This window comes from Pseudomonas sp. Larv2_ips (assembly GCF_963879675.1).
Taxonomy (GTDB): domain Bacteria; phylum Pseudomonadota; class Gammaproteobacteria; order Pseudomonadales; family Pseudomonadaceae; genus Aquipseudomonas.
Window position 1 is genome coordinate 650,342 of the sequence record NZ_CAWOAW010000031.1, and the last position, 246, is coordinate 650,587.

The following is a 246-nucleotide window of genomic DNA, read 5'->3' on the forward strand; positions in this document are numbered from 1 at the left end:
CATCACCGACTCGATCGACACCACCACTGTCACTCTGACGGCGGATCCTTCGGTCGTTGAAGGCGGCAACATCACCTATACCGCGACGCTGACCAACCCGGCGCAAACCGCTGTGACGGTCACGCTGAGCAACGGTCAGACGATCAACATCGAAGCTGGCAAATCCAGCGGGACTGTAGTTTTCGAAACTCCAGCCAACGATGTCTACAACAACGGTTCGACCGTCAACACGACGATCACCAACGC

Annotated in this window: 1 protein-coding gene; it reads left to right on the plus strand. The window is 56.9% G+C overall.

The genetic code is table 11. The features are described from left to right. Window positions 1–246 (plus strand): immunoglobulin-like domain-containing protein (locus tag AACV02_RS31045; protein ID WP_372239725.1); only part of this gene is annotated, 246 nt, incomplete at both ends.